This window comes from Streptomyces sp. NPDC097640 (genome assembly GCF_040302705.1).
GTDB lineage: Bacteria > Actinomycetota > Actinomycetes > Streptomycetales > Streptomycetaceae > Streptomyces.
Genome location: NZ_JBEOSB010000044.1, coordinates 1 through 23396 on the forward strand (window position 1 = coordinate 1; position 23396 = coordinate 23396).

The 23396-nt window shown below is 71.0% G+C and carries 19 protein-coding genes; 11 read left to right on the top strand and 8 right to left on the bottom strand.

Annotated features, from left to right (window positions below):
• Positions 1-102 precede the first annotated feature (102 nt).
• The 8 genes from ABTY62_RS43825 to rhaI all read right to left on the bottom strand — a co-directional run bounded on the left by ABTY62_RS43825 (position 103) and on the right by rhaI (position 10738).
• A complete protein-coding gene (locus tag ABTY62_RS43825; RefSeq protein WP_352134984.1) occupies positions 103-1689 on the bottom strand; it encodes a penicillin-binding transpeptidase domain-containing protein in 1587 nt (528 codons plus the stop codon).
• Positions 1690-1895: 206 nt separating this feature from the next.
• The gene (locus tag ABTY62_RS43830; protein ID WP_311730661.1) at positions 1896-2087 is read right to left on the bottom strand and encodes a hypothetical protein; all 192 of its coding nucleotides are present in this window, start codon (positions 2085-2087) and stop codon (positions 1896-1898) included.
• A 139-nt stretch (positions 2088-2226) separates the two neighbouring features.
• A complete protein-coding gene (locus ABTY62_RS43835; protein ID WP_352134985.1) occupies positions 2227-2880 on the bottom strand; it encodes a LutC/YkgG family protein in 654 nt (217 codons plus the stop codon).
• Positions 2877-4373, bottom strand: a complete 1497-nt coding sequence (locus ABTY62_RS43840; protein WP_352134986.1) for a lactate utilization protein B — start codon at positions 4371-4373, stop codon at positions 2877-2879. Before ABTY62_RS43840 ends, ABTY62_RS43835 begins: the two co-directional genes overlap by 4 nt.
• Positions 4370-5122 carry a (Fe-S)-binding protein gene (locus ABTY62_RS43845; RefSeq protein ID WP_352134987.1) on the bottom strand — a complete coding sequence of 251 codons (753 nt, stop codon included), beginning with the start codon at positions 5120-5122 and terminating at the stop codon, positions 4370-4372. The genes ABTY62_RS43840 and ABTY62_RS43845 overlap by 4 nt, the downstream gene beginning before the upstream one ends.
• A complete protein-coding gene (locus ABTY62_RS43850; protein WP_352134988.1) occupies positions 5113-6678 on the bottom strand; it encodes a rhamnulokinase in 1566 nt (521 codons plus the stop codon). The genes ABTY62_RS43845 and ABTY62_RS43850 overlap by 10 nt, the downstream gene beginning before the upstream one ends.
• 158 nt (positions 6679-6836) lie before the next feature.
• Positions 6837-8882, bottom strand: coding sequence for a bifunctional aldolase/short-chain dehydrogenase (locus tag ABTY62_RS43855; protein WP_352134989.1), 2046 nt, complete (start codon positions 8880-8882; stop codon positions 6837-6839).
• Between the two features lie 695 nt (positions 8883-9577).
• The gene (gene rhaI / locus ABTY62_RS43860; protein WP_352134990.1) at positions 9578-10738 is read right to left on the bottom strand and encodes an L-rhamnose isomerase; all 1161 of its coding nucleotides are present in this window, start codon (positions 10736-10738) and stop codon (positions 9578-9580) included.
• 312 nt (positions 10739-11050) lie between these two features.
• Here rhaI and ABTY62_RS43865 point away from each other — a divergent pair, with 312 nt between their 5' ends.
• The 11 genes from ABTY62_RS43865 (at position 11051) to ABTY62_RS43915 (ending at position 23396) form a co-directional block, all read left to right on the top strand.
• Complete coding sequence (locus ABTY62_RS43865) at positions 11051-12580, top strand: sugar ABC transporter ATP-binding protein (protein WP_352134991.1); 1530 nt, start codon at positions 11051-11053, stop codon at positions 12578-12580.
• The gene (locus ABTY62_RS43870) at positions 12577-13611 is read left to right on the top strand and encodes an ABC transporter permease (RefSeq protein ID WP_352134992.1); all 1035 of its coding nucleotides are present in this window, start codon (positions 12577-12579) and stop codon (positions 13609-13611) included. Before ABTY62_RS43865 ends, ABTY62_RS43870 begins: the two co-directional genes overlap by 4 nt.
• Entirely contained in the window at positions 13608-14597 is a 990-nt protein-coding gene (locus tag ABTY62_RS43875; protein ID WP_311730671.1) for an ABC transporter permease, read from the top strand. Before ABTY62_RS43870 ends, ABTY62_RS43875 begins: the two co-directional genes overlap by 4 nt.
• A gap of 37 nt (positions 14598-14634) precedes the next feature.
• On the top strand, positions 14635-15726 hold the full coding sequence (gene rhaS / locus ABTY62_RS43880) for a rhamnose ABC transporter substrate-binding protein (RefSeq protein WP_311730672.1): 1092 nt from the start codon (positions 14635-14637) through the stop codon (positions 15724-15726).
• Positions 15727-15737: 11 nt separating this feature from the next.
• Entirely contained in the window at positions 15738-16058 is a 321-nt protein-coding gene (locus ABTY62_RS43885; RefSeq protein WP_311730673.1) for an L-rhamnose mutarotase, read from the top strand.
• 80 nt (positions 16059-16138) lie between these two features.
• Positions 16139-17563 (top strand): L-fucose/L-arabinose isomerase family protein, encoded by a 1425-nt coding sequence (locus ABTY62_RS43890; protein WP_352134993.1) that lies wholly within the window; start codon positions 16139-16141, stop codon positions 17561-17563.
• Positions 17563-18585, top strand: coding sequence for a LacI family DNA-binding transcriptional regulator (locus ABTY62_RS43895; RefSeq protein WP_352134994.1), 1023 nt, complete (start codon positions 17563-17565; stop codon positions 18583-18585). The genes ABTY62_RS43890 and ABTY62_RS43895 overlap by 1 nt, the downstream gene beginning before the upstream one ends.
• A 190-nt stretch (positions 18586-18775) precedes the next feature.
• Positions 18776-20275, top strand: coding sequence for a glycoside hydrolase family 28 protein (locus ABTY62_RS43900; protein WP_352134995.1), 1500 nt, complete (start codon positions 18776-18778; stop codon positions 20273-20275).
• A gap of 76 nt (positions 20276-20351) precedes the next feature.
• Positions 20352-21305, top strand: coding sequence for a 4-hydroxybenzoate octaprenyltransferase (locus ABTY62_RS43905; RefSeq protein WP_352134996.1), 954 nt, complete (start codon positions 20352-20354; stop codon positions 21303-21305).
• 24 nt (positions 21306-21329) lie between these two features.
• Positions 21330-22217 (top strand): oxygenase MpaB family protein, encoded by an 888-nt coding sequence (locus tag ABTY62_RS43910; protein ID WP_352134997.1) that lies wholly within the window; start codon positions 21330-21332, stop codon positions 22215-22217.
• A gap of 147 nt (positions 22218-22364) precedes the next feature.
• Complete coding sequence (locus ABTY62_RS43915) at positions 22365-23396, top strand: LacI family DNA-binding transcriptional regulator (RefSeq protein WP_352135043.1); 1032 nt, start codon at positions 22365-22367, stop codon at positions 23394-23396.

Here is a 23396-nt window from a genome sequence, read left to right on the forward strand (position 1 = left end):
GTTTTTGGTTTTTCTTGGGTGTGCTCGCCGTTGCGGCGGGGGGGGGGGGGCAGAGCCCCGGTTGCGGGAAGGGGCAGGGTGGGGAAAGGCCCGCCGCAGGCGCTAACCGTGGGACGCGAGGACGTCCCGGACGACCGGGCCCGCCGCGTCACCACCGTGGCCGCCCTGCGTGACCACGGCCGCCGCCGCCATGTCGTTCCGGTACGCCGTGAACCACGCGTTCGTGGTCGGCTGCCCGTCGATCTCGGCGGAGCCCGTCTTCGCCCCGATGTCCCCGGTGAGCCCCGCCATCGCGCGGGCCGCCGTACCACTGGTGGCGGTGAGCCGCATCATGCTCTTGAGCTGCTGGACCGCCGCCGGGCTCAGACTGCGCTCCGCCGTCGCCTTCTTCTCGCTGATCAGGGACCGCGGCACGATGACCGGCTGCCGGAACGCGCCGGTCTGGGCGGTGGCCGCCACCGAGGCCACGGTGAGCGGATTCATCTGCACCTTGCCCTGCCCGATCAGCGCGGCGGCCTTGTCGTCCCCGCCGCCCGTCGGGACCGAGCCGTCGAACGTCTCCACCCCCACATGCCAGGAGAGCCCGATCCCGAACACCTCCCGCGCCTCGTCCGCGACGGCGCCGTCGGACAGGTCGCCGGCCAGCGAGACGAAGGCGGTGTTGCAGGAGGCGGCGAAGTCCTGCGCGAAGGTGGCGGACGGATTCTCGCTGTCCTCGACGTTGTGGAAGGTCATGCCCTGCTGGTACGAGATCGTCTTGGGGCAGGGCACCGCCCGGCCCGGCGTGACCTCACCGGACTCCAGCAGCGCCGCCGATGTGACGATCTTGAACGTCGACCCGGGCGCGGTGGCGCCCTGGAAGGCCGGATTGAACTCCGTACGGTCGGAGTTGGCCACCGCGAGCACCTCGCCCGTGCTGGGCTTGAGCGCGACCACCGAGGCGCCCGTGCGCTTCGCGACCGCCTCCTCGGCGCGGCTCTGTACCCGCGCGTCGAGCGTGGTGTGCAGGGTGCCCCGCTTGCCCTTGGACACCACATGGAGCGTGGTCGCGGGCTTGCCGCTCGCGCCCGCCGCCCACACCTCGATCCGGCCGCTGGCCCCCGTGGCGGCGCTGTATCTCTTGCGGAGTTGGGTCAGCACCGGGCCGAGTGAGGGGTAGTGATCCTCCGTCAGCTCCTGGCCGTCGCGGTCCACCACTTTGACGGACACCGTCTCGGCGAGGCCAGTGCGCAGGGCCGGGCGCTCGGCCGTCAGCTTCGGGTGCAGCACGGCGGGTGTCCAGTCGACGAGCGGGCGGCCGGTCGTCCTGCCGCGCACCACCGTCAGCTCCGAGGCATAGGTCCAGGTGGAGCGGGTGCCCTGGTAGGAGATGTCGGCCGTGACGTCGAACGGCACCTGAGTGCCCTGCGCCCGGCCCGCCTTGAGCGTCAGCTTTGACACATGGCCGTCCTTGCGGTAGCCGCTCAGCGCGGCCACGGCGGACGCGGCGTCGTTGGTGAGCTGCGAGGCCCGTAGATCGTTCCGGTCCGCCCAGGCGGCGAGGAAGTCATGGGCGGTCGTCCGCACTTCGGACGCGGTCACCGGGCCGTCGTGGCCCGGACTTTCGTTGCCCCCGGTGAGCCCGGTGTACAGGTTGTACGCGCCGAGGCTCGCAACGCCCACGACCGCAACGGCTGTCACACCGAGCATGACTCTTCCCGCTGTGCGCATGGCGTGGTCATTCCCCCATGATCCCCCGTGATGAGTTGTGCGCCCTGCCGCTCCACCCCCGCGTCAAGCGGCAGGGCGCACAACGAGTTCACAACCTATGGACGGTGATGCTCCATCACAAGGGGTACTTCAGGCCACAAGCGCAGGGCGTGACCCGCGACACGCTCCCGGCGCGCCGCGGCGGCTCATGCCGCCTGCCCGACCTCTCCCCGCAGCGCCCGGGTGTAGTCCTTCAGCAGCCGACCGTATTCGGCCCGCTCCTGGGGGCCCAGCGCCCGGCCGGCGCGCGCGAGCAGAAACACCCGGATCGCCTCGTTCGCCTGGTCGGTCGAGGTGGTGAGTAAAGCGGGTTCGTGGTGAGTAGGAGTCGGACGCATGCAGATCAGAGTACGGGCAGCCACTGACAACGGCACCGGTGCAAACCGCTCAAGAGTGCTGTTACCGCGGGTATGTGAGCAAGGCCGCATCCGCCGCGCGGCCTCTTGTGGTTTGAACGCGTTGCTCTCTTGCGTGGCTTCAGCTCTCCACCAGCACGACCTCCAGTGTCCGCGGGCCGTGCACCCCCTCCACCCGGTCCAGCTCGATGTCGCTCGTCGCCGACGGACCCGAGATCCAGGTCAGCGGGCGCGCCGGATCGAGCCGCTCAAGAGCCTGCGGTACCGAGTCCACGACCTGCTCGGGCACCCGGATGACACAGATGTGGTGGTCGGGCACCAGCGTGATGCGACGGCGCCCCTGGTCCGGGCCCGCGTCCAGCACCACCGTGCCCGTCTCCGCCACCGCCACCGCGCAGCCCGTGACCACACTGGAGACCGCGTCCAGATCGTGCGGGGTCAGCTCCGGCGTGTCCGCGATCCGCGCCACCCGCTGCGCGTCGACGGCCGACAGCCACGCGTCGGGCAGCCCGGGCGGCAGGACCACGCTGGTCGCGCCGCGCCCGTCCAGCAGCCGGGCGATCAGGCCCGGGAGCCCCTTCGGGTCCGTACGGTGCACGATCGCCCGGTAGTCGGCCAGGTTCTCCGCGAGCAGATCCACGGTCTGCGCAGTGGTCCGGTCCCCGTGCGCCCGCAGATAGCCGCGGTCCACGGGGGCGTCGGAGGGGCCCTCGGTCCGCGGGACGTCCGCCAGCGCGCGGCGGACACGGGCCAGCACCAGGTCTCGGCTGCTCACGTCGTCCTCTTCCCCTCGCCGCTCGTGCCCTCGTCGCCGCGTGTTCTGCGCCACCAGTCCCGGAACGGTTCGGCCGGCACCTCCGGCAGCTCCCGGGTGTCCGTCCACGCCCGCCCCGGCCCCGGCAGCCGGCGTGGATGGAAGCGGCGGGTACGGGAGGCCAGGCGCTGCCCGGCGCGCAGCACACCCGGGTGGTCCAGGGCCCAGCGCGCCGCCCGCATCGCGGCCCGCTCCGCGGCGTGGCCCTTCGCCGGTTTGATGACCGTCCGCGTCCCGTGCACCGACACCGGGCCGCCCTCGACCACCCGCTCGCGCAGATGGACCAGGATCTCCGGGATGTCGATCGCCACCGGACACACCTCGTAACACGCGCCGCACAGCGACGAGGCGTACGGCAGCGAGGCGTCGAGCTCGCTCTGGGTGCCACGTAGCTGCGGCGTGAGGATCGCCCCGATCGGCCCCGGGTAAGCCGACCCGTACGCATGGCCGCCCGCCCGCTCGTACACCGGGCACACATTGAGACACGCCGAGCAGCGGATGCAGCGCAGCGCCTGCCGCCCCACGGTGTCCGCGAGCGTGTCCGTGCGCCCGTTGTCGAGCAGCACCAGATGGAAGACGCGCGGGCCGTCGCCGTCGGTCGTGCCCGTCCAGGTGGAGGTGTACGGGTTCATCCGCTCCGCCGTCGAGGAGCGCGGGAGCAACTGGAGGAACACCTCCAGGTCCTGCCACGTCGGCACCACCTTCTCGATGCCCACGACGGAGATCAGCGTCTCGGGGAGTGTGAGACACATCCGGCCGTTGCCCTCGGACTCGACCACGACCAGCGTGCCGGACTCCGCCACCATGAAGTTGGCGCCCGAGATCCCGACCTTCGCGTTCAGGAACTTCTCGCGCAGATGCAGCCGCGCCGCCTCCGCCAGATCAGCCGGGGCGTGCGTCAGCCCCTCCGGCGCGGGGCGGCCCCAGCGGGCCATCTGGTCGGTGAAGATGTCCCGGATCTCGGTGCGGTTGCGGTGGATCGCGGGCACCAGGATGTGCGACGGCAGATCGTCGCCGAGCTGCACGATCAGCTCGGCCAGATCGGTCTCGTACGCGCGGATGCCCGCCTCGGCGAGCGCGTCGTTCAGCCCGATCTCCTGCGTGGCCATCGACTTGACCTTGACGACCTCGCGCTCGCCGGTGGCCCGGACCAGCTCGGTGACGATCCGGTTCGCCTCGTCCGCGTCCGCCGCCCAGTGCACCTGGCCGCCCGCCGCGGTCACGGCGCTCTCCAACTGCTCCAGGTAGTGGTCGAGATGGCGCAGCGTACGGTCCTTGATCGCCGCACCCGCGGCGCGCAGCCCGCCCCAGTCGTCCAGCTCCGCGACGGCCTTGGCGCGCTTGGCGCGGATGGTGTGGGTGGCGTGCCGCAGATTGGCGCGCAGCTGCGTGTTCTTCGTCGAGACCGCGGCCGCGTCGGGGAACGCGGGCATGCCCAGATAGGTGCCGGTCACCAGACGTCTCCTTCCGTGCTCGCCAGGATCTCGGCGATATGGACCGGGCGGACCGTGGAGCCCTGCCGGGCGAGCGTCCCGCCGATGTGCATCTGACACGAGTTGTCGACCGTGCACACCGCCTCGGCCCCGGTCGCGGTGATGTTGCGCGCCTTGTCGGCGCCCATCGCGGCCGAGACCGCCGTGTTCTTCACGGCGAACGTGCCGCCGAAGCCGCAGCACTCCTCCGCGCCCGGCAACTCGACCAGCTCAAGACCCTCGACGGCCGACAGCAGCCTGCGCGGCCGGTCGCCCAGGCGCAGCATCCGCAGGCCGTGGCAGGTGGGGTGGTACGTCACGGTGTGCGGGTAGTAGGCGCCCACGTCGGTCACCTTCAGGACGTCGGTGATGAACTCGGTGAGTTCGTATGTCTTGGGCACCGCCGCGGCCGCCAGCTCGGTCAGCTCCTGACCACGGCCCTCGGCCGCCGCCTTCGCCCCGATCCTCGGGTAGTTGTCGCGCACCATGGCGGCGCACGAGCCGGAGGGGGTGACCACGTAGTCGTAGTCCTGGAACGCGGCAGCGTAGCGGCGCACCAGGGGCTCGGTCTGGTGGCGGTAGCCGGTGTTGAACTGCGCCTGCCCGCAGCAGCTCTGCTCCGGCGGGAAGCCGACCTCGACACCCAGCCGTTCGAGGAGGGTGACGACGGCGTGCCCGGTGCGGGGATAGAGCGTGTCGTTGACGCAGGTGATGAAGAGCGCTACGCGCACGGTTCCTCCTCCTGGCCCTCGGCCCGGCCGCCCTCGACGAGGGCGGCCGCCCGGGACCACGCCGCTTGATCACCCGAAGGCTCATACTGCCTCAGCGGCTGGGTGCTGTGAAGCAGCGCACGCAGCTCGGGCAGGCCGCCGGTGACCACGCCCGCGGTCCGGGCCTGCACCAGGACATTGCCGAGCGCCGCGGCCTCCGCCGGGCCCGCGACCACCGGCAGCCCGCAGGCGTCCGCGGTCAGCCGGCACAGCAGCGCGTTGTGCGCGCCGCCGCCGACGATGTGCACGGTGCGCACGGTACGGCCGGACAGGCGCTGTGCGTCCTCGATGGCGCGGCGGTGGGCCAGGGCGAGGGAGTCCAGGACACAGCGGGTGGTCTCGGCGGGGGTGCGGGGGACCGGCCGGCCGGTGCGGCGGCAGGCCTCCGCGATCCGGTCGGGCATCCGGTCCGGGGCGATGAACTCCGGGGCTCCGGCGTCGACCACGGAACGGAGGGGTGCTGCTCGGGCCGCCTCGTCGAGGAGTGTTCGCAGGTCCTGGGGACTGCCCTCCGATTCCCAGGTGCGCAGGCACTCCTGGAGCATCCACAGGCCCATGATGTTGCGCAGATAGCGGACCGTGCCGTCCACGCCGAGTTCGTTGGTGAAGTTGGCGCGCCGGCTCGCCTCGGTGAGGACCGGGGCGTCGAGCTCCAGCCCGGCCAGGGACCAGGTGCCGGTGGCGATGTACGCGAAGTCGGGCGTGGTGGCGGGGACGCCGACGACGGCGGAGGCGGTGTCGTGGGAGCCCACGGCGGTGACGGGGACGGGGACGGGGCCTTCGAGGCCGGTGGCGGACAGGATCTCCTGGCGCAGCTCTCCCGCCGGGTCGCCGGGGTTGCGGAGGGGCGGGAAGAGCGACAGGTCGATGCCGAGGGTGTCGGCGACGGCGGCGACGGGGCGGGACCAGTCGCGGGTGCGGGGGTCGATCAGCTGGGTGGTGGAGGCGTTGGTCAGCTCGGTGCCCGCCTCGCCCGTCAGCCAGTACGAGATGAGGTCCGGGATGAGGAGGATTCGGTGTGCGGCGGCGAGGGCCGAGCTGCCCTGGGCGGCGGTCAGCTGGTAGATGGTGTTGAAGGGGAGGTGCTGGAGGCCGGTGGCCGCGTACAGGTCCTCGGGCGGGAGGACGGTGGCGACCTGTTCGGCCGCGCCGTCGGTGCGGGTGTCGCGGTAGTGGACGGGGTTGCCCAGCAGCGCGCCGTCGGCGCCCAGGAGGCCGTAGTCGACGGCCCAGCTGTCGATGCCGACGCTGGTGAGGTGCGTGTTCGCGGCCCGGGCGGCCTCGGCCGCGGCGCGCAGGCCGTCCAGGACGCCCTGGTAGAGGGCGAGGATGTCCCAGTGCAGGGTGCCGCCTATGCGGACCGGGTGGTTGGGGAAGCGGTGCACCTCGTGGAGTTCGAGGGTGCCTGGGGCGACCGTGCCGACCATGACGCGGCCGCTGGAGGCGCCGAGGTCGACGGCGGCGAAGTAAGTTTCGGTGGGTGGCACGGGGGCCTCGCGGTCGTGGTTGCTGTACATGGGTACGGGGCGGGGGCGGGGCCTCCGGGGCTGTCACCCTGGACCGTATATTTACGGCGCCGGTGCCCGGAAGCAGGGTGTTGCCCGGAACTTGGCGCCACAAATACACGTAAGCGTCCAGGGCGCCACCCCTGCACCCCCGCCCCCTCACGTGCGTGTCAGCGCAGGAAGGCCGCCGCGACCCCGGCGTCGACCGGGACGTGCAGACCGGTGGTGTGCGTCAGATCGCCCCCGGTGAGCGCGAAGACCGCGTTCGCCACGTGTTCGGGCAGGACCTCGCGCTTGAGCAGGGTGCGCTGGGCGTAGAACTTGCCCAGCTCGTCTTCGGGGATGCCGTATGTGGCCGCGCGCTGTGCGCCCCAGCCGCCCGCGAAGATTCCTGAGCCTTGTACGACGCCGTCGGGGTTCACCCCGTTGACCCGGATGCCGTGTGCGCCCAGTTCGGCTGCCAGGAGACGTACTTGGTGGGCCTGGTCGGCCTTGGTGGCGGAGTAGGCGATGTTGTTCGGCCCCGCGAAGACGGAGTTCTTGGAGGCGATGTAGATGACGTCGCCCCCCATGCCCTGGTCGATCATGACCCGGGCCGCCTCGCGGGAGGAGAGGAAACTGCCGCGCGCCATGATGTCGTGCTGGAGGTCCCAGTCCTTGGCGGTGGTTTCGAGGAGGGGCTTGGAGATGGAGATCCCCGCGTTGTTGACGAGGAGGTCGAGCCCGCCGAAGGCCAGGACCGCTTGGTCGAAGGCCGCTTTGATCTGTTCTTCGGAGGTGATGTTGACGGTGACGGGGACGGCCTTGTCGGGGCCGCCCAGGTCGGCTGCCACGGCCACGGCGTTCTCGGTGTTGATGTCCGCGATGACCACGCAGGCGCCCTCGGCCACCAGACGTTGCGCGATGGCCTTGCCGATGCCCGAGCCGGCGCCGGTGACCAGGGCGATACGGGTCGCCAGGGGCTTGGGCTTCGGCATCCGCTGAAGCTTGGCCTCCTCCAGCGCCCAGTACTCGATGCGGAACTTCTCCGACTCCTCGATGGGGGAGTACCTCGATACGGCCTCGGCGCCGCGCATCACATTGATCGCGTTGACGTAGAACTCGCCGGCCACCCGGGCCGTCTGCTTGTCCTTGCCGTAGCTGAACATCCCGACACCGGGGATGAGCACGATCGCGGGGTCGGCGCCGCGCATCGCGGGGGAGTCGGGAGCGGCGTGCCGCTCGTAGTACGCCTGGTAGTCGGTGCGGTAGGCGGCGTGCAGCTCCTTGAGACGGGCGATCGTCTCGTCGAGGGGGGCCGTGGGCGGGAGGTCGAGGACCAGGGGGCGGACCTTGGTACGGAGGAAGTGGTCCGGGCAGGAGGTGCCGAGCGCGGCCAGCCGCGGGTGTTCGGCGCGGGAGACGAAGTCGAGGACGGGGGCGCTGTCGTTGTAGTGGCCCACCTGCGGGCGGTCCGTGGAGGCGAGGCCACGGAGGACGGGGGCGAGCGCGGCGGCGCGGGCGCGGCGCTCGGCCTCGGGCAGGGGCTCGTGGCCGGGGATGGCGGGGCCGAAGGGGTCCGCCTTGCCGCGCTCGGCGAGGAACTGCTCGGCGGTGCGGATGATACGGAGCGAGTTGGCCTCGCACTCGTCGGAGGTGTCGCCCCAGGCGGTGATGCCATGGCCGCCGAGGATGCAGCCGATGGCCTCGGGGTTGGCCTTCTTGATGGCGGCGATGTCCAGGCCGAGCTGGAACCCGGGGCGGCGCCAGGGAACCCATACGACCTGGTTGCCGAAACACTCCTTGGTGAGCGCCTCGCCGTCGGCGGCACACGCGAGCGCGATGCCGGAGTCGGGGTGCAGATGGTCGACATGGGCGGCGTTGACCAGGCCGTGCATGGCGGTGTCGATGGACGGCGCGGCGCCGCCCTTGCCGTGCAGGCAGAAGTCGAACGCGGCGACCATCTCGTCCTCGCGCTCCACCCCCGGGTAGACCTCGGTCAGCGCCCGCAACCGGTCCAGCCGCAGCGCGGCGAGCCCGGCCTCGGTCAGGGTCCCCAGGTCGCCCCCGGAGCCCTTCACCCACATGAGGTCGACATCCTGCCCGGTCACCGGGTCGGTCGCGGTGCCCTTGGCGGAGGTGTTCCCGCCCGCGTAGTTGGTGTTCCTGGGGTCCGCCCCGAGGCGGTGCGATCGCTCCAGCAGGGTGGCCGCTTCGGGGTGCAGTTCTGCGGTCATGTTCTTCCTCTTCGTGTGGTTGATGAAGTCGGCCAATCCCCGCCATGGCGGGGTCGTACGTTCCCGGTCAAGTCCACGCGCGGGGCGCATCCCCCGCCCCGGCTCCGCCTGGGGTTCTCCCGGCGGTGGCTCCCAGGGACGGTTCGGAGCCCCCGGGCCCGGCGGCCCCGGGCAACCAGGCCACCGGTGCGGCGCGCCCCGGCTCCGCCTGGGGTTCTCCCGGCGGTGGGTCCCCGGGACGGCTCGGAGCCCCCGGGCCCGGCGGTTCCGGCCGGTGCTCTCGTGCCACTGCCCGCCAGTGGCGGGTCCGGGCAACCATGCCTCCGGTGCGGCGCGCCCCGGCTCCGCCTGGGGCTCTCCCAGCCGGGGCCGTGGGGCCGGAGCCCCCGTGCCTGGCCGGGGTCCAGGGGCGCAGCCCCGCCACGTGGACCCGCCTGGTCTCCCGGCGGCGGCCGGGTGCCCGTCCCCGCGCCCGGCCCGTCCGGCCCGTTGGCGGCGGCTCCCCGGGGGCGGTTCGGAGCCCCCGGCCCGGCGTGCCGGCTGCTGGCCGCTGTTCCCCGGCCGCAGGCCCGGGGGCCTCCTGCCACCGCCCGCCGGGGCCGTGGGGCGGAGCCCCGGTGGTGGTCGGGGTCCAGGGGGCGGAGCCCCATGGTTCGGGAAGGGGCGGGGTGGGGAACAAAGCCCGCCGCCAGGCGCTACGCGCCCCAGCCCGCCTGCGTCCCACCCACCCGCTCCGCCACGATCCGCTCCGCCCACCCGGAGGCCTTGTACGCAGCCATGGGATCGGGGTCGATCCCCAACTCCTCGCGGACCTCCGCGAGCAGCGGCCGCACGTCGGTGTTGTACGCGTCCATCAGCACCGCGTTGGAGCCGAGGACATCGCCGGAGGCCTGCGCGGCGGCCAGCGCGTCCGGGTCGACGAGGAGGGCCTTCGCCGTCGCTTCCTGCACGTTCATCACCGAGCGGATGATCGCCGGGATCTTCGGCTCGATGTTGTGGCACTGGTCCAGCATGAACGCGACGCCCGAGTCGAGGCCGCCGCCGCGGACCACCTCGTACATGATGCGGAAGAGCTGGAAGGGGTCCGCCGCGCCGACCATGAGGTCGTCGTCCGCGTAGAAGCGGGAGTTGAAGTCGAACGCGCCGAGCTTCCCCTCCCGCAGCAGCAGCGCCACGATGAACTCGATGTTGGTGCCGGGCGCGTGGTGGCCGGTGTCCACGCAGACCTGAGCCTTGGGGCCGAGCTTGAGGCAGTGGGCGTAGGCCGTGCCCCAGTCGGGGACGTCGGTGGTGTAGAAGGCGGGCTCGAAGAACTTGTACTCCAGCAGCAGCCGCTGGTCCTCGCCCAGCCGCTCGTAGACGGCCTGGAGGGCCTCCGAGAGGCGGTCCTGGCGGGCGGCGATGTCGTCCTGGCCGGGGTAGTTGGTGCCGTCGGAGAACCAGAGCTTCAGGTCGCGGGAGCCCGTGGCGTCCATGATGTCGACGCACTCCAGGAGGTGGGCGAGCGCCTTGCCGCGGATCTCGGGGTCGGGGTTGGTGACCGAGCCGAGCTTGTAGTCGTCGTCCTGGAAGACGTTGGAGTTGATGGCGCCGAGCTTCAGGCCGCGCTCCTCGGCGTGCTTGGCGAGCGCCGCGTAGTCGTCCACCTTGTCCCAGGGGATGTGCAGGGCGACGGTGGGGGCCACGCCGGTGAAGGCGTGCACCTGGGCGGCGTCCTCGAGCTTCTCCTGGGGGGTGCGCGGAACACCGGGCTGGGCGAAGACCTTGAAGCGGGTTCCAGAGTTGCCGTACGCCCACGACGGCGTCTCGACGGCCTGGGTCTTGAGGGCCGCCTTCACGGCCGAAAGGTCAGACATGCGTCTCCTCGAAGGCAACTATGAAACGATTCAACAGACGCTAGCCGTGTGGACGGCCGGGCGTCAAGAAGCGGTGCGACCCCTGGGGTGGGGTCCCTGACGTGGAAAAACGATTCAATGCTGAAGCTACTGGACCGTAGGTCCACGGTGTGCGGTGCGTCAAGAGGGACAGCAACGACTTGATTTACCTGGCGCATACCCCCTTGACGGTCGCAAATCGCCGGGCTAGCTTCCCGGCACCGACTTTGAAACATTTCATTTTCCCCGGGCCGGAAGGCCGCTCTCGCCGGGAAGCAAGGAGACACCGACACCGTGAGCCAGGCTGTTTCGACCGGAGTTCCGGTCCTCGCCCTCAAGGGGGTGAACAAATCCTTCGGCGCCGTCCGGGCCCTGCGGGACGTCTCGCTCGAGCTGTTCCCCGGCGAGGCGCACGCTCTCGCCGGCGAGAACGGCGCCGGTAAGTCGACGCTCATCAAGACGCTCGCCGGGGTGCACCGCCCCGACGCCGGGCAGGTGCTGCTCGACGGTGATCCGGTGGTCTTCCACGGCCCCGCGGACGCCCGTGACGTGGGTATCGCCGTCATCTACCAGGAGCCCACGCTCTTCCCCGACCTGTCGATCGCCGAGAACATCTTCATGGGCCGTCAGCCCCGGCGGCGGCTCGGCCGGATCGACCACAAGGGGGTGCGCTCCGCGACGGCCGCGCTGATGAGCCGGCTCGGTGTGGCGCTGGACCCCGACCGGCCCGCGCGTGGGCTCTCCATCGCCGACCAGCAGATCGTGGAGATCGCGAAGGCGCTCTCCTTCGACGCCCGGGTGCTAATCATGGACGAGCCGACCGCCGCCCTCACCGGCAGCGAGACCGCCCGGCTCTTCTCGGTCGTGGAGGCGCTGCGCGCCGAGGGCGCGGCCGTGCTGTTCATCTCGCACCGGCTGGAGGAGATCTTCCGGCTGTGCCAGCGGGTGACCACGTTGCGGGACGGCCGCTGGGTGGCCTCCGAGCCGCTGGAGGGCCTGACCGAGGACGACCTGGTGCGCCGGATGGTGGGCCGGGACCTGGACGAGCTGTATCCCAAGCAGGACACGCGGGTCGGCGAGACGGCTCTGTCCGTGCACCGGCTGACCCGTGAGGGCGTGTTCCGGGATGTGTCCTTCGAGGTGCGCCGGGGCGAGATCGTCGCGCTGGCCGGGCTGGTGGGCGCGGGCCGCACCGAGGTGGCGCAGGCCGTGTTCGGGGTGGACCGGGCGGACGCGGGCGAGGTGCGGGTGGCGGGCACACCGCTGCGGCCCGGTTCGCCGAACGCCGCGATGGCCGCCGGGCTCGCGCTCGTACCCGAGGACCGGCGCCAGCGCGGGCTGGTCATGGAGATGTCCATCGAGCGCAACATCGGCCTCACCGGATTGGACCGGATCCGCAGCGGAGGGCTCGTCAAGCGGGCCCTGGAGCGCGGGCGGGCCACCGACTGGGCCACCCGGCTCCAGCTCAAGTACGGCAGGCTGAGCGACCACGTCGGCGTGTTGTCCGGCGGCAACCAGCAGAAGGTCGTGCTGGCGAAGTGGCTGGCCACCGAACCCTCGGTGCTGATCGTCGACGAGCCGACGCGCGGCATCGACGTCGGCACCAAGGCCGAGGTGCACCGGCTGCTGTCGTCGCTGGCCGCCGAGGGGCTCGCGGTGCTGATGATCTCCTCCGATCTGCCCGAGGTGCTGGGCATGGCCGACCGGGTCCTGGTGATGCACGAGGGCCGCGTGGTCGCGGAGATCCCGCGTGCCGAGGCCACCGAGGAATCCGTCATGGCCGCCGCGACCGGCCGTACCGGCAAGGGAAGGGCTGCGGCATGACGGCCACCATGGAGAAACCCACGGCCCGGGCCGAGGCGGGGCGGTCGGCGCGGTCGCTGGTCGACACCGTCTTCCGCGCCCGCGAGATCAGCATCGCCGGGGCCCTGGTGCTCCTGGTGCTGTTCACCTGGATCGCCGAGCCCCGCTTCCTCAACAGCCAGGGCGTCAAGGACCTGCTGCTCAACGCCGCGATCCTGGTGCTGCTCGCGGTGGGGCAGTCGGTGGTGGTGGTCACCCGCAACATCGACCTGTCGGTGGGCTCCGTGGTGGGGCTCTCCGCCTTCGCCTGCGGGAAGTTCGTGTCCGGCACGGACCACGGCCCGCTGCTGGTGGCCCTGCTCGGCATCGCGGTCGGCGCGCTCTGCGGCCTGGTCAGCGGCGCGCTGGTCAGCTTCGGCAAGGTGCCCGCGCTGGTGGTGACCCTCGGGATGCTCTACATCATCCAGGGTGTCGACTACTGGTGGGCCGAGGGCGAGCAGATCAACGCGGCCGATGTGCCGCAGCCGGTGCTCGACCTCGGCAGCGGCAGCGTCCTCGGTATCCCGTATCTGCCGCTGATCTCCTTCGCCGTGCTCGCCGCGACCGCGTACTTCCTGCGCAGCTTCCGCAGCGGACGCGAGCTGTACGCCATCGGCTCCAGCCCGGAGGCCGCCCGGCTGGCCGGGGTGGCGATCCGCCGCCGGGTGTTGGGCGCGTACGTCTTCTCCGGCGCCGTGGCCGGTTTCGCGGGCGCGCTGTGGCTGGCCCGCTTCGGCACGGTGGTCGCGGACAACGCGCACGGCTGGGAGCTGACGGTGGTCAGCGCGGTCGTGGTCGGCGGCGTGGCCATCGTCGGCGGTGTCGGCACGGTGTGGGGCGCGGCGCTGGGCGCGCTGCTGCTCACCACCATCGGCAGCGCCCTGTCCGTGCTGAAGGTCGACTCGTTCTGGGAGGACGCCATCGCCGGCGCCCTGCTGCTGGCGGCGATCAGCGTGGACCGGATCGTCAATGTGCGCATGACCCGTGCGCTGAGGAAGAGGAGCGCCCGATGAGCCCGCTGCGCGGAGCGCTGCGCTGGGACACCGCGGTCGGTGTGCTGCTGGTGGCGGTCTTCGTCACGGGGCTGGGCACCACCGAGGGTTTCGCCGCCCGTGACAACCTGGCCTTCGCCTTCAACGACATCGCCGAGGTGGCGCTGATGGCGCTGCCGATGACGCTGCTGGTGGTGGCCGGGCAGGTGGATCTGTCGGTGGCCTCGATGCTGGGGCTGAGCAGCGCCCTGACCGGGCAGCTGTGGGACTCCGGCTGGGCGTTCGAGACGATCGTGCCCGTGGTTCTGCTGGTCGGCGTGGCCGGTGGCCTGCTGAACGGCTGGCTGGTCACCAAGGTCGGGCTGCCCTCGCTCGCCGTCACCATCGGCACGCTCGCCCTCTACCGGGGGCTGGCCTCCGTGGTGCTCGGCTCCAACGCCATCACCGACTTCCCCGAGACCTACGCCAAGTGGGCGGTGGACACCACCACCATCCCCGGCACCTTCATCACCTATCCGGTGGCGCTGTTCATCGTGCTGGCCGTCGTGGCCGCCGTGGTGCTCCACGCCACGGGGCTGGGCCGGTCGCTGTTCGCCATCGGCGCCCAGGAGGACGCCGCGTATTTCGCCGGTATCCGCGTCAAGCGCATCAAGCTCCTTCTGTTCGTGGTCACCGGGCTCGTCTCGGCCTTCGCGGGCGTGGTGTTCACCCTCCGCTACGGCAGCGCCCGGGCGGACAACGGCCAGGGCTTCGAGATGCTGGTCATCGCCTCCGTACTGCTCGGTGGCATCGACTTCGACGGCGGGAAGGGCACCCTGTTCGGCGCGGTCGCCGGGGTGCTGCTCATCGGCATCCTGAAGAACCTGCTGACCCTCAACGACGTGGCCAACGAGGTCCAGGTGATCGTCACCGGGCTGCTGCTGGTGGCCTCCGTCCTCACTCCCCGTCTGATCTCGACCGTCAGCGAGTGGCGCCACCGGAGAGCCGCCGCCACCGCCTCGAGCTGACGACGCACGACGTCACACTTCCCCGAAAGGTTTCCCCATGTTCCTTCGCACGTCTTCCCGGCGCCGCGCCGCGGCCTCTGTCGCCGCGGCCTGTGCCCTGGCCGTCACCCTCGCGGGGTGCGGCGGCACCACCAAGAAGGACTCCTCCGACAACAACGGTGGTGACGCCAAGGCCACAGACGCGAAGGCCAACCCCGACGCCCCGCTGAAGAAGGGGCTCAAGCTCGCCTTCCTGCCCAAGCAGATCAACAACCCGTACGAGAAGATCGTCGACGACGCGGGCATCAAGGCCGCCGACGAGTTCGGCGGCAAGGGCAAGGAGGTCGGCCCCTCCGACGCCAGCGCCTCGTCCCAGGTGTCGTACATCAACACCCTCATCCAGCAGCGCCAGGACGCCATCCTGATCGCCGCCAACGACCCCAACGCGGTGTGCGGCCCGCTCAAGCAGGCCATGAAGAAGGACATCAAGGTGGTGGCCTACGACTCGGACACCGCCAAGGAATGCCGCCAGCTGTTCATCAACCAGGCCAGCTCGGAGGAGATCGGCCGCAGCCAGGTCCAGCACATCGCCGAACAGCTCGACTACAAGGGCGAGATCGCCATCCTCTCGGCCACTCAGAACGCGACCAACCAGAACACCTGGATCGAGTTCATGAAGGACGAGCTGAAGAAGCCCAAGTACAAGAACATGAAGCTGGTCAAGACGGCCTACGGGGACGACGACGACCAGAAGTCCTTCCAGGAGACCCAGGGCCTGCTCAAGGCCTACCCGAACCTGAAGGGCATCATCTCGCCCACCACGGTCGGCATCGCGGCCGCCGCGCGGTACATCAGCGACTCCTCGTACAAGGGCAAGGTCGTCATCAACGGCCTCGGCACGCCCAACCAGATGCGCAAGTACGTCAAGGACGGCACCGTCGAGCAGTTCTCCCTGTGGGACCCGAAGAAGCTCGGCTACCTCGGCTCGTACGCGGCCGCGGCGCTGGCGTCCGGGCAGATCACCGGCGCGGAGGGGGAGAAGTTCAAGGCCGGCGAGCTCGGCGAGTACACCATCGGCAAGGACGGCGAGGTCATCCTCGGCCCGCCCACCGTCTTCGACAAGGGCAACATCGACGACTTCGACTTCTGAGGCGGCCCGGCATGCAGCGCGTCTGCTTTCTGCTGAAGGTCCGCCAGGACCGGCTCGACGAATACCGTGAGCGCCACGCGGCCGTGTGGCCCGAGATGCTCGACGCCCTCTCCGCCACCGGCTGGCACAACTACTCGCTCTTCCTGCGCGAGGACGGCCTGCTGGTCGGCTATCTGGAGACGGACGACTTCGCGGCCGCGCAGGCGGCCATGGCGCAGACGGATGTCAACGCCAGGTGGCAGGCGGAGATGGCGGAATTCTTCGAGGCGCTGGACGGCGCGAAGCCGGACGAGGCGATGAAGCCCCTGACGGAGGTCTTCCACCTCGCGTAGCCCCGGGAGGGGCGGGACGGGGGAAACACCCCGGCCCGCCCCCCCCGATCGCACCAGGAAAGGAACGTGAGAGAAACACCATGACCGCACGTCTCCCCGCCGTCGCGCGCAAGCCGAGGATCGGGCTGGTCGCGGGCGGACTCGGGGCGTACTGGCCCCAGTTCCCCGATCTGCTCCCGCAGCTGCGCCGCTCCGCGGCCCGAGTGACCGAGCGCATGAGGGAGTTCGACGCCGAAGTCGTCGACGTGGGCTTCATCTCGGACGCCCAGGAGGGCGCGGCGGCCGCCGAGAAGCTCCGCGCGGCGGACTGCGACCTGATCGTCGGCTTCCTCACCACCTATATGACGGCCACCATGCTGGTGCCGATCGCCCAGCGCAGCGGCGCCCCCGTGCTGCTGATCAACCTCCAGCCGACCGAGTCCATGGACCACGACTCCTTCGACACCGGGGCCTGGCTCGCCTACTGCGGCGCGTGTCCGCTGCCGGAGATGGCCAACGCCTTCGAGCGGGTCGGGGTCCCCTTCCGGTCGGTGTCCGGATATCTGGAGGACGACCGGGCCTGGGCGCGCATCGGCCGCTGGATCCGGGCTGCCGGGGTGCGGTCCGTGCTGCGCCACGGGCGGCACGGGCTGATGGGACACCTGTATCCCGGGATGTACGACGTGTCCACCGACCTCACCATGGTCACCGGCAACCTCGGCGGCCATGTCGAGGTCCTGGAGTTCGACGATCTGCGGGTGCGGGTCCAGCAGGTGAAGGACGACGAGGTGGCGGCGAAGCTGGCCGAGACCCGCGAGGTCTTCGAGCTCGCCGACTCGGTCGTCGAGGAGGACCTGGCCTGGGCGGCGCGGGTGGCGGTCGGCCTGGACCGGCTGGTGGCCGACTTCGACCTGGACTCGCTCGCGTACTACCACCGGGGCCTGGACGGCGAGATCCACGAGAAGCTGGGCGCGGGCATGATCCTCGGCTCCTCGCTGCTCACCGCGCGCGGTGTTCCGGCGGCGGGCGAGTACGAGCTGCGCACCTCGCTGGCCATGCTGATCTGCGACCGGTTGGGCGCGGGCGGCTCGTTCACCGAGCTCCAGGCGCTCAACTTCCGGGACGCGGTGGTGGAGATGGGCCATGACGGGCCCGGCCACCTGGCCATCAGCGAGCGCAAGCCGCTGCTGCGCGGCCTCGGTGTCTACCACGGTAAACGCGGCTGGGGCGTGTCCGTCGAGTTCGATGTGCGGCACGGCCCGGTCACCCTGGTCGGCCTGGGGCAGACCCGGGACGGCCGCTACAAGATCATCGCCTCCGAGGGCGAGGTGGTCGGCGGCCCGCTGCTGAAGATCGGCAACACCACCTCCCGTGTCGACTTCGGCTGCGACCCGGGGGAGTGGACCGACGCCTGGAGCGCGAGCGGCGTCGCCCACCACTGGGCGCTGGCCACCGGCCGGCTGCTGCCCGAGCTGCGCGCCCTGGCCGATCTCACCGGCCTGGAGCTTGTGGAAGTCGCCGCTTGATGGCACGGCCGGTGGGCATCAAGGAGGTGGCCCGCCAGGCCGGGGTCTCCGTCGGCACCGTCTCCAACGTCATCAACCGTCCGGAGTCGGTGTCGGAGGAAACCCGGGCCCGGGTGCTCGCCACCATCGAACGGCTGGGGTATGTGCGCAGCGAGTCGGCGCGGCAGTTGCGGGCGGGGCGCAGCCGGATCATTTCGCTGCTGGTGCTGGACATGGCGAACCCGTTCTTCGTGGATGTGGCGAGCGGTGCGGAGCGGGCGGCGCGCGAGGCGGGGCTGGGGGTGATGGTGTGCAACAGCGCCCAGAGCCCCGAGGAGGAGGCCGAGTATCTGGGGCTCTTCTCCGAGCAGCGGGTGCGCGGCGTCCTGGTCACCCCGGCGGACATCAGCGGGCGGAACCTGGAGTCGTTCCGGCGGCACGGCATCCCGTTCGTCTTCGTCGACCGGCTGGTGCCCAGCGCGGAGGGCTGCTCGGTCTCGGTCGACGATGTCACCGGCGGCGCCCTCGCCGCCCGCCACCTCCTCGACCAGGGCCACCGCTCCATCGCGTATGTCAGCGGCCCCATGCAGCTGGCCCAGTGCCACGACCGCCGCACCGGCGCGCTGCAAGCCCTGAGCGAGACGGGCCTGGGCGAGACGGCGCTGCGCCATGTGGAGGTCGAGCGGCTGGATGTGGCGGCGGGGCGGGACGCGGGGGCGCGGCTGCTGGGGATGTCGCCGCGGCCGACGGCCGTCTTCTGCGCCAACGACCTGCTGGCGCTGGGGGTGTTGCAGGCGCTGTACGGAGCCGGGGTGTCGGTGCCGGGGGATGTGGCGCTGGTGGGCTACGACGACATCGAGTTCGCGGCGGCGGCCGCGGTGCCCCTGACGTCCGTACGGCAGCCCGCGTTCCGGATGGGGCGTACGGCGGCGGAGCTGCTGATCGAGGAGACGGGGCAGGCGGCCGGCGCACACCGGCATCAGCGGATCGTGCTCCAGCCCGAACTCGTGGTCCGGGGATCGAGCCTGGCGCGGCTGCGCTGAACGCGCGCGGCTGCGCCCGGCCCATTGACAGCTTCTCTGTGCCTGTTACATTCCGAGTGAGAGATCCGATCTATCCGCACCGCGCCACCGTCTTTGGCTCACTGGATAGCAGGGATCATGGTTGAACCTTCGGATACATCGGATCTGCCGCTATGAGCGATCAAGGCCGATACGCGAAGGAGAGAGAACGGTGAAGAGAGTCGCCGCGTTAGCGGTGTTCGTGCTCGCGATCGTCTTCGGGCTGACTCAGGCCCCCACCCTGGCCGCCCCGGCCGCAGGCCGGGCCGCCACCTTCGACGTCAAGGACTACGGCGCGAAGGCCGACGGCTCGACGAACGACACCGGCGCGATCGAGAAGGCCATCAACGCCGCCAACGCCGCCGGTGGCGGGATCGTGGAATTCCCCTCCGGGCAGTACAAGTCCAAGAACACGGTCCATCTGAAGAGCGATGTGACCCTCCAGCTGGACTCCGGGGCCACCATCCTGGGGTCCAGCGCGGACACCTACGACAAGCCGGAGGCCAACCCGAACGACGACTACCAGGACTACGGACACAGCCACTTCCACAACGCGATGTTCTACGGCGACAAGCTCGCCAACATCGGCTTCACCGGCTCCGGCACCATCGACGGCGCCGGAAACCTCATCACCGGCAACCCCGACTCCGGCGAGGCCGACAAGATCATCTCGCTGACCCGCTGCAAGGGCCTGACCCTCAGCGGCATCACCCTGCGGCGCGGCGGCCACTTCGCGGCTCTCATCAACGGCTGCGACGACGTGACCTCCGACCACCTCGCCATCGACACCGCGAGCGACCGCGACGGCTGGAACATCATCAGCACCACCAATGTCACCGTCACAGACGCCGATATCGCCGCCAACGACGACGCGCTCGTCTTCAAGAGCGACTACGCCCTCGGCGCCAAGCTCCCCAACGGCCATGTGAAGGTGCGGGACAGCAAGCTGTCCGCGAAGTGCTGCAACGCGCTGATGTTCGGCTCCGAGACCTGCGGCGACTTCACCGACTACGACTTCCGGGACATCACCATCACCGGCGCCGACAAGTCCGGCCTCGGCATGGTGTCCATGGACGGCTCCAACATCTCGGACGTCCACTACCGCGACATCACGATGACCGGCGTCCACTCGCCCATCATGCTGAAGATCGGGACGAGAAAGCGCTGCGGCAACAACCCGGGCGTCGGCCACATCAGCAACGTCACGTACGACAACGTCACCGGAACGGGCAACAGCCCCTCCTTCAGCCCCACCCTGTGGGGTGAGTCGGGCGCGAACCACATCACGGACATCACCTTCAACAAGGTCGATCTGACCGTCCCCGGCGGCAACGACACCATGTCCACCGGCGTGCCCAGCAACGACGCCAAGGACTACAACCCCAAGAGCATCGGCACCCGTCCGGCCTTCGGCTGGTACCTCCACAACGCGGACCGTGTCACCTTCACCGACAGCTCGGTGCGGTTCGCCGACGACGACGGCCGCCCGGCGGTCATCGCCAACACCGGCAGCGGGCTGAAGTTCGACCACTTCACCGCCCAGCGCGGCGGCGACAGCCCCGCCGACGTCATGTTCCAGAGCGTCAGCGGCTACTGCATGAGCGACAGCGCCGACACCTCGGGGCGCGCGCTGCGCGTGAGCGCGAGCGGCTCCACGGAGGGCTGCGGCTAGGCTGGAGAGACGGGTAACTCACCCTGGCCGGGGTTAAGTTGGACCGATCGGCATGCAATCCCCCCTGGAAAGGGACATGATCGGTATGACCGTCGCCTCACAAGCCCCGGCCCACGTCTCGACTCAAGCCCCGGCCCAAGGCCGTGCCGCCCGGTGGGTGGGACGGGCCCCCGCCGGGGTGCGGCCGTATCTGGAGTTACTGCGGCTGGACCGGCCGGTGGGGGCCTGGCTGCTGGTGGTGCCCGGATGGATCGCCCTGGGAGCGATCGCCGGGCCCCGGGACGGGGCCCTGCTCGGGCTGCTGCTCCTGGTGTACGGGGTGCTGTCGAGAGGAGCCGCCTGCGGGCTCAACGATGTGCTGGACGCGCGGTTCGACGCGCAGGTGCCGCGTACGGCGGGGCGGCCCGTCGCCTCCGGGCGGCTGGCGGCCGGGCGGGCGCTGGTGCTGTGTGTCGTGGTGGGGGCCGCCGCTCCGCTGGTGATGGGGTTCTGGAGTGTGGAGGCCGTGGTGTGGGCGGCGGCCGGGGCGCCCCTCGCGGCGGTGTATCCGTATATGAAGCGGGTCACCCACTGGCCGCATGTGTGGCTGGGGATCACCATCAACTGGACGTTGCCGCTGGTGTACGGCCTGCTCACCGGAGGGCTCGGGCTCGGGGGCAGAGTGCTGTACGGGGCGCTGATCTGCTGGGCCGTGGGGACGGACGTGATCTACGCCTGCCAGGACCGGGAAGCCGATGTGCGGGCCGGGGTGCGGTCGGCCGCCGTGCTGCTGGGGCGCCGTAGCCGGGTGCTGGTGGGCGGCGTGTACGCGGGGTGTGTGGTGCTGCTCGCCTGGTTCGGCGTCGTGGCCGGGCTCGGGCCGCTGTACTGGCCCGGACTGTGCGTGGTCGCGGGGCAGTTGGGATGGCAGGTATGGCGGGCCGACCCCGCGGACGTCGGAGCCTGCGGGCGGGCGTTCGCCACCAACCCCCTGTGCGGACTGCTCATCCTCGTGGCCGTGCTCGCCGGCAGGATCGGTACCCTCGGCTGAGGGACACGGACCCTGGAGGTGCTGGTGGGACTGCGGGAACGGATCGCGGCGGAACTCACGGCGACCATGCACGGCGGGGATCTCAAGCTGGAGCGGTACGCGGGGCCGCCCGGTGATCCCGGGCTGTTCGCGATCGCGCCGGGGGACCCGGTGTGGCGGGTGCACGGGCACGCCACCGGGATGCTCACCGGCGGGTTCGCCGCGCTCATGCTCCAGTCGCTGCATCCGCTGGCCATGGCGGGGGTCGACCAGCACTCCGACTTCCGCGCCGATCCGGTCGGGCGGCTGAACGGAACCGTACGGTTCATCACCACGACCACCTTCGGCTCCTCGTCCGCCGCCCGCGAGGTGATCGACCTCGTCCGGCGGATCCACACCCGGGTGCACGGCACCGCCCCCGACGGCCGGCCGTACCGCGCGGACGATCCCGACCTGCTCACCTGGGTGCACACCGCCGAGGTACGCAGTTTCCTCGCCGGCCACCAGACCTACGCGCCCCGGCCGCTCCGGCTGACCCCCGCCGAGTGCGACGCCTACTACCGCCAAGCCGCCCCCATGGCCGAGGCGTTGGGCGCCCGGAACGTACCGCGCACATCCCTCGAAGCCGAGCGCTACCTGGCCCGCCTCCGCCCCCAACTCCAGGCCACTCCGGCCGCGTTGGACTCGGTGCTGTTCCTCCGCCGCTTCGGACGCACACGACGGGAGCGGCTGGTCGTGAGCCTGCTCACGAACGCCTCCGTCGGACTCCTCCCCGACTGGGCCCGCACCGAACTCGGCATCCACCGCCCGGCCCTCGTCCGCACCGGCTGGGACCGGCCCCTGGCGACGGCCGTCGGACGCACCCTCCAGTGGGGGCTCGGGCCCTCCCGGATCCAGGCCGCCGCACGGGGGCGGCTGGCGGAGGCGCGGTAGTGATGGCGTCGAGATACCGTGCGCGGTCAGGCTTCCGCCCCCGCCCCCTGGGGTGGTGCGGGAAGAACCCGCCCCGGACGCCATAGCATGGGTCCCGCGGCCGCTACCGGCCGCGGGAAGGCGGGCGGGTCGAAGGTCGTGGGACGCATGGTAGGGATCAAGGACGTCGCGCGACAGGCGGGCGTATCGGTTGGCACGGTCTCCAATGTGATCAACCGGCCGGAAATGGTCGCCGAGGCCACCCGCGACCGGGTGCACGCCGCGATCGAACGGCTGGGGTATGTGCGCAGCGAGTCGGCGCGGCAGTTGCGGGCGGGGCGCAGCCGGATCATTTCGCTGCTGGTGCTGGACATGGCCAATCCGTTCTTCGTGGATGTGGCGAGCGGTGCGGAGCGGGCGGCGCGCGAGGAGGGGCTCGGGGTGATGGTGTGCAACAGCGCCCAGAGCTCCGACGAAGAGGCCGACTACCTCTCCCTGTTCGCCGAGCAGCGGGTGCGCGGGGTCCTGGTGACCCCTGCCGACGCCACCGGGCGCAATCTGCGGAACTTCCGCCGCCACGACATCCCTTATGTGTTCGTGGACCGTGAGGTCCCGGACGACGAGGCCTGTTCGGTGTCCGTTGACGACGTCGAGGGCGGCGCCCTCGCCGGCCGCCATCTGCTCGCCCAGGGACACCGCGCCCTGGCCTACGTCAGCGGCCCGATGCACCTGCCCCAGTGCCAGCACCGGTACGAGGGCGTGCTCACGGCGCTCGCCGAGGAGGACATGCCGCGGGAGGAGCTGGTCCACATCGAGGCCGAGCGGCTCGATGTGGCGGCGGGGCGGGACGCGGGGGCGCGGCTGCTGGGGATGTCGCCGCGGCCGACGGCCGTCTTCTGCGCCAACGACCTGCTGGCCCTGGGGGTGCTCCAGGCGCTCTTCTCGGCCGGGGTCTCGGTGCCGGGCGATGTGGCGCTGGTGGGCTACGACGACATCGAGTTCGCCTCGGCCGCCGCGGTGCCGCTGACGTCCGTACGGCAGCCCGCGTTCCGGATGGGGCGTACGGCGGCGGAACTGCTGATCGACGAGACCGGCGAGGACGCGGACGCCCACCGGCACCGGCGCATCGTCCTCCAGCCGGAGCTGGTGGTCCGCGACTCGACCTTCGCGGTCCACAGCCGCCCCGGCCGCGGGGCGTAG